The following is a 6,679-nucleotide window of genomic DNA, read 5'->3' on the forward strand; positions in this document are numbered from 1 at the left end:
GAGCCCCCGGTTTCCGGGCCGTCCGACCGCCCCCGAAGGAGCACCGTCCGACGGGCTCCATACTGTAGTAGCACAGTTGCTGTGTCAAGGCGTACACTGTGATAGCGGATAGCACACCTACTACAGAAGGAGCCGGGCATGTCCCTAGAGCGCACCCCGCCGTACCTCCAGGTGGTCGCGGAGCTGAAGCAGAAGATCGTGAGCGGGGACCTGAAGCACGGCGACAAGCTGCCGTCGGTCCGCGACCTGGCGACCGAGTACGGCATCTCGACCGCCACCGCGCAGAAGGTGCACCGCACGCTCAAGGCGGAGGGACTGGCCGAAGCCCGGCAGGGAGCGGCCACCACGGTCAGCACTCACCGGACCCTGCACCGCACGGCGGCAGACCGCCTGGAAGCGGCCCTGACCACGGGCCGGATCTACGCCGACGGCGAGTACGCCGTCATCACCGGCGCCGACCTGTCCGAACCCCCGGAGTGGGTCGCGGATCTCCTCGACATCGAGGCGGGCGGGCAGGCCGTCCGCCCACAGCGGATCACCCACAACTCCGAGGACCAGCCCGTCAGCGCGTCAACGAGCTGGTTCGCCCGCGAACTCGCCGACGCTGTGCCCGCCCTGCTGGTCCGCGACCGGATCATCGGCGGCACGCCGTCCGCCATCGAGGCAGCGACCGGCCGCCGGGCAGTCGCCTCCGAGGAAGCGACGACCGCCGCCGCAGCATCGGAGGAGCAGGCACAGGCACTCGGCATCACCACCGGCGCACCCGTGTCCCTGTCCCGGAACGTCTACGTGGACGCCCAGGGCGACCTGATCGAGGTTGGCGCGCTTCCGCAGCCCCGCCGGGGCGGTGGCGCGTCCACCACTCGTGACCCTGCCCCACGGCAAGGCCCCGCCGGTATCCGGCGGGGCCTTCGTCTTTGCACGGCCAACTCCCCGACTCGGCCCGCAGCGCTTTTCCGCGTACCTGCCTGTACGGCCGTCTGCGGCCCTCACCCCGTGGCACAAGGCGATGACCCCACCCCGCCCCTGACAGGCGCTCAGACGGCCGTCTGTGGCCCTTGTCGGCCACGCTGGGCGGTTTACGTGGCGCCACCGCTGCCGACTGCCGCCCGGCACGGGGTCCTCAGGGGGAGGCTGGCTACGGGGGAGGGGGTGCCCGTCCCCCTCCTGCGACGGCCGCCGAAAAGGCCGCACCCGGTGCGGCCCGGCGCCACACGGGCGCAGGGACCGCGCCGCCGTGACGGACGCCGCCGCCGCCGTGGCGGGCGTGGCGCTCACCCGCTACGCGGGCCTGCCCTGGCCGCCCGCCGGTGACACACCACCCCGCCGCCGGGCTACTCGCGCGGGCGGCCGGGGTCGAGGACCACGACCAGGACGTCGGCCCCGACCGTCACTGCCCACGCTGCCGCGCGAACCCGCCGGGCACGCCGTCGCCTAGTCCGCGCCGCCGCTCGGTTCACCGCCCACCGGAAACGCGAGCTGACCAGCGGACTCCGCAACGTCACGTGACGTTGCAGGGGGCGGAACTCGGCGAACGTCACGTGACGTTCCTCGGGCCGGGAAGTCCGGCGGAGCGTCGGGGTCGAGGCCCTGGCGCCGCATCGACTCGCGCACCGCGACGGCCAGCTCGACCGCCTCGCGCTGCCGCCGCACCTCGTACGCACGCTGCCGACAGCTGCGCGAGCAGTACCGCCGCGGCTTCGTGCCCAGCGATTCCGGCACCGGCGTGAGGCAGTGCTCGCACAACCGCCGGCCCTCCCCGTCCCGTGGGATCTCTCGTCTCATGCCGCACACCCTTGCATCACCGATCCCACGGCCGCCGACGTCGAGCAGCTGCACGACGTCGAGCACGACCAGGAGCACGAGCACCGCCCGGTGCCCCTGCGACGGGTGTGCGGCAGGTCTGCTTTTGGGTCTGCCCGGGGTGTGCCCCGCAGAGCACACCCCGGGCAGTAGGAGCCGGAAGCGAGATAGTGCGGACTGATATCAGTCCGCGTCCGGGACGGGCGCCGGGAGGACGTCCCTCCCCCACTCCAGACCCCATCCGGAGATGAGGGCCTGGACCGCCGTGACGCCGCCGGACTCGGCCGCCCGGAGCAACTCCAGCGAGCGGCCCCGGTAGCGGAGGACGGCGCCGTACCAGGTCTCGGCGGGGATGAGCGCCACGCCTTCGCCGCCGATCTCCTCGGCCGCGATCTCCTCGTCAGTCCGGTCGTCCAGTTCCACCAGCTCGGCCAGCAACGCGCGCAAGCCGTTGGACCAGTACATGGCGCGGATGCCGTGGGCGGCCCGCTCGTACTCGTGCCACAGCGGCACGTCGTCGGCGAGCCCGGCCGCCGCGCCCTCGGCCACCTCGAACGGGGTGCGGGACGCCCGGCGTCCGTGCTTCATGTCGGTGCGGGCAAGCTCGGCGCCGGGCGCCCAGCGCTCGAACCGAGCCTTGCCGTCCTGGCTCTTGAACAGGTACCGGCTGAACTGCCGGGCGTCCTGCGGCCGGGGGACATCGACCTTGACGCCCTTGTCGTTCGGCCGGTAGCCGCCCGCCTTCTCCACCGAGCGGACCCAGCGGGCGCGGGCGGCCCCCTCGAAGGCGTCGGCACGGTCGCGGGTCCACGGTGCCGACGTGAACAGCAGTACGTGGAAGTGCGGGTGCCATCCGTGGTCCGCGCCCACGGTGCACTCCCAGACGCGGACGTAGCCGACAATCCCGTGGTCTTCCTGGAGCCGCTGCCACATCTTCCCGGCGCGGCTTCCGAACGCAGTGATCCACGCGTCGTGCTGAACTGCGACCAGCCCGCCGCGCTCCCGGCGCCGGGTCGTACCGAGCGGCATCCGCCGGTAGTGCCGCAGGGTCAGGGTCATCATCGCCAGCCCGTGACCGGCCGCCTGCCACGCGCCGGTGACGGTGTCGATCTCCTCGGACCTGGCGGCCCGGATCTTCGCGGAGCACACCGGGCAGAGGTGGATCTTCCCGCACGTCGCGACGCCGGTCAGGTGGGCGACGCCGCCGTTCATCACGACCGAGACGCCGCCCGCGATGGCGGACCGGCCGCACCCCTTCAGAGCCTTGTCGTTCGTCACGCGAGACAGGCCCTCCCGCAGGGTCCAGCGGCCGTCTCGGGCAAGCGCGGCAGGCGTGTCCGCTTTTGCCCCGGCGGCCCCCCGCGCAGCGCTCTGACCTGCGCGGGTTGCACTTTCTCCGGTAGTACCAAGGCGCCTGTTCGCTTTTGCCTCAGGAGGTGCCGCCTCACCGGTCGTGGTGGGCAGCGCAGTGGCCCGGTCGATGGCGCGCTTGGCAGCCATCCGGCAGCGGGGCGAGCAGTAGATGCGCGGCCGTTTGCCGGGCGTGCGGGTGATGGGGGTGCCGCAGTGGCAGCGCGGGCCTGCGGGGCTCTGGGGGGGTGGGCTGAGGGTTCACGGGGCCATCTGCGCTCGTATGGCGAGCGCGGAGCGGTAAGCGGCGTCCAACTCCGGCGGGGTGCTGTGGCGGGGTGGTGCTGGACTCTCGTACGCTCGTCACGAGCAACGTCCGCCGGGTCCGCGGCTCTCGTTGGGTCGAGATCGCGCGGCGGTAGCCGTCGAGTGGGCAGCCCACGTGACGGTGCCGTACTCGCCGTCGCCGTGGGGGATCATCCATCTACCGCGAAGCCCCGCCCGGTGACCGGACGGGGCTTCGGTGCGTCAGGCCGCTTCCGTGTCCCCCGATGACGGTCTGGCCCGCAATGGGCGCGAGCGCGTCCAGCTCCGCGAAGACGCGCTGTACCTGGCTCGGGGACCGGGTCGCGACGCGGGCCGCCTCACGGACACTCAGGCCGTCCCGGTAGGCCCGCTCAATCGCGGCGCGGGCCTCCCTGGTGCTCAGCTTCGGGCGCGGGGGGACAGGCGGGATCTCAAGGTGTCCCCCGCAGATGACCAGCGGGGATGCGGTTGCCGGCGCGAGGGCCACCCGGGGGGTGGGGGACACCTCCGAGGCCGGGTCCGTACCGGGGTGTACCGCCGGGGTGTCCCAGCCGGACGGCAGGGCCGCCGCCATCGAGCGGGAGCCTTCCGTCAGGTCGTGCGCCCGCTGCATGCGGTCGAGTGCGGCGGCCCGCTCGGTCGCGAGCGCCTCGGCCGCCACGGACACCTCTGCAAGCCGTGCCCGCTCGGTCTCGGTCTCGGCCCGCAGCCGGGCCCGGTCGATGGCCACCCGGTCGCGCTGCTCCTGGCGGTGCGTGCGGATCTCCGCCAGGGCCTCCGGGGTCAGCTCCGTTCCCTCCCACAGGGAGTGCACCCAGGTGAGCGCCCGGGACACCAGCGGGAGGACCGCCACGGCGCCCCACGCAACGCTGGACGTCTCGACCGCGTGCACGACCAGGAGCACGGTCGACAGGGCCGCGATCCCCCACGTGAGGCGGGTGACCGGCCGGGCGTCCGCTCCGGCGTCCCGCATCCGGGACTCGTACTGCGCGGCCGTCCACCAGGCGCCATCGAGGACGAGCGCGACCAGGACGCCGAGCCACCACACCGGCAGCCAGGACGCCAGGGCGCCAGCCGTGGCGCCCATCGCGGCGAGCGTCAGGGCGTGCGAGATGCGCGTCATGCCGACACCTCCCCGGCCGCGATGGACAGCGAGCCGTCCTCGGCGCGCAGCAGCTCGCCGCGCTCGACCAGGCGGCCGACCGCCTTGGACACCGTGCCCTTGGCGAGCCCGGACGCCTCCACCACCTGCTTCTGTCGGGTGGCCCCGGCGCGCACCGCGTCGAGGACAGCCGACTCGGCGTCCGACCGGGGCGCGGGCACCGAAGCCGCCGTCGCGTCGGCGGCCGGGTCCTTGACCAGGGTGAGCGTGGGCCGCGCCGATTCGACCGGCACCGACGCCGAGACGGCGGCCGACTCCCTTCGCCAGACCGGCCGGTCGGGCAGCGCGACCACCTCCCGGGGCGAGAGCGCCCGGGTGCGGACCGGGTGCGGCTTGCTGTCCGGCCCGGACCGCACCAGGGCGTATCCGGGGGCGGGCAGGGACTCCGCGTGCCAGCCGCGCGCCTGCGCGTCCTCACCCAGGACCGTGCGCGCCTCGGTCGGCGTGGACACCGCCAGCGAGACCACCGTGGAGAGCTGGGGGGCGATCTGCGACGGGATGCCCGGTGACGATCCGCTCATGGTCGGCTTCTGCGTCGCCCACCACAGGTCGATGATCGGCGCGCGGCCCATCCGCGCGAGCGACTCCAGGCCGGGCAGCGCCTCCTTGGCCGCCGTGGTCACCTCCCCGCCTTCGTCCACGAAAACGGTGATGCGCGGACGTTCCGGGGTCGGCGTGAGCGTGTCTTCGCCCTTGGGGATCAGGGACAGCCGCTCGGTCATCTCCGCGACCAGCTCCGCGACCAGGGCGACGACTTCGTCCGGCGTCGTCGCGACCCGCGCCCGGTGGTCCCACAGGCGGCCCTCCACCTGCTTGAGGTCGATGATCACCAGGCGGTGCGAGTCGCCCTCCGACGCGTCGTGCAGGAGCGGCCGGGCCGACCAGGACTTGCCCGAGCCGGACCGGCCCGCGATCAGCATGCGCTGACCGAGCGGCACCCGGACGTCCTCCCCGGTGATCGTGTCCACGCCGAAGGCGGCGCCGGGCGTCCACGCGAGGTTGGCGCCGTCGGCCGCGCTGCGGGTCCGCAGGGTCAGCGTCGCCCAACCGCCGCGCGTCCCGGGCTGAATGCGCATCGGCAGCGCGGTCCGCGCACCGAGCAGGGCCCGCACCTGCGCCTCGGCCGCCTTCAACTTCTCGACGGTCCAGGCGCCATCCAGCCGGACCTCGGCCACGATCCCCGCCGGGGTGATGGCCGGGGGAGTGGTCACCGTGCCCGACAGGCCCCGGTCGCCCGCGTGCTGCACCCACCACGACGGGTCAAGCCGCTCCATGAGCTGACGCTCCTCGGCGGTCGCCTCGTCGTCCACCATCACGGTGATCTGACGGCGCCCGACCAGGACCGCCGCCGCGTTGCCCGCGATGAGCGCGGCCGACGTCGCCACCGGCCACGGCGACGCCATCGCGTAGGAGGCGGCCCCGGCCGGGACCGCGTGCCCGGCGTGCGACCAGGTCGCCACCGTCGCCAGCGTCGCCGGGTACTGCTTCCGCGCCGACTTCAGGTCACCCTTGGCCTTGTTCCGGCCCTTCCGCGCCGCCTTGTCAGCGACCCGCGCCGCCCGGCGAGCAGCCGCGAGCGGGTTGTGCGAGTCCTTCCGGGCCCGCGTCATATCGGCGCGCGCCCGAGCCGCCAGCGCCCGCGCCGACGTGTGGTTGCGCTGAGCCTCCATCAGCGCCTTCAGGTGCTCCGGGGTCCGGAGCTTCCGGCGGCGGTCCGCCTCCGCGTCCCACCGGGCCGCCAGGGGGGCGCACGCGGGCGCCGCCGCGTCGAGAACACGAACCGTCGCCGTGTTCACGCGCCCGGCGACAAGCCGGGCCGTCTTGGTACTTCCAGCGATCTTGCTCCACACTGCTTTGCGGTCCACGGTTCCTCCCAAGGGTGTTCGTGGATCAGGGCCGGATCTGCCGTTCGCGCGGGGGTCCGGCCCGCCTGTTTTGTGGTGGTTTCCTCACCCGGTTTCGCGGGAGAGGCGGTTTCCGTGCGGAAACCGGGTCTGATCTGCGGGTTTCCAGGTTTCCCCGGTTTCCGGGGAGGGGGCCCTACGCGTGCGCGCGCGA

The 6,679-nt window shown here is 73.6% G+C and carries 4 protein-coding genes; 1 reads left to right on the top strand and 3 read right to left on the bottom strand.

The window, feature by feature from the left end:
- The first annotated feature begins 138 nt into the window (after positions 1-138).
- Positions 139-1,314 carry a GntR family transcriptional regulator gene (locus tag V6D49_RS26150; protein ID WP_340564519.1) on the top strand — a complete coding sequence of 392 codons (1,176 nt, stop codon included), beginning with the start codon at positions 139-141 and terminating at the stop codon, positions 1,312-1,314.
- A 672-nt stretch (positions 1,315-1,986) separates the two neighbouring features.
- Here V6D49_RS26150 and V6D49_RS26155 read toward each other — a convergent pair.
- From V6D49_RS26155 to V6D49_RS26165, 3 genes are all read right to left on the bottom strand, one after another.
- Positions 1,987-3,081, bottom strand: coding sequence for a protein rep (locus tag V6D49_RS26155; RefSeq protein WP_340564513.1), 1,095 nt, complete (start codon positions 3,079-3,081; stop codon positions 1,987-1,989).
- A gap of 556 nt (positions 3,082-3,637) precedes the next feature.
- Positions 3,638-4,582 carry a hypothetical protein gene (locus tag V6D49_RS26160; RefSeq protein WP_340564522.1) on the bottom strand — a complete coding sequence of 315 codons (945 nt, stop codon included), beginning with the start codon at positions 4,580-4,582 and terminating at the stop codon, positions 3,638-3,640.
- On the bottom strand, positions 4,579-6,486 hold the full coding sequence (locus V6D49_RS26165) for an FtsK/SpoIIIE domain-containing protein (RefSeq protein ID WP_340564524.1): 1,908 nt from the start codon (positions 6,484-6,486) through the stop codon (positions 4,579-4,581). The genes V6D49_RS26160 and V6D49_RS26165 overlap by 4 nt, the downstream gene beginning before the upstream one ends.
- Between the last annotated feature and the right edge of the window lie 193 nt (positions 6,487-6,679).

The organism is Streptomyces sp. GSL17-111, assembly GCF_037911585.1.
Lineage (GTDB): Bacteria > Actinomycetota > Actinomycetes > Streptomycetales > Streptomycetaceae > Streptomyces.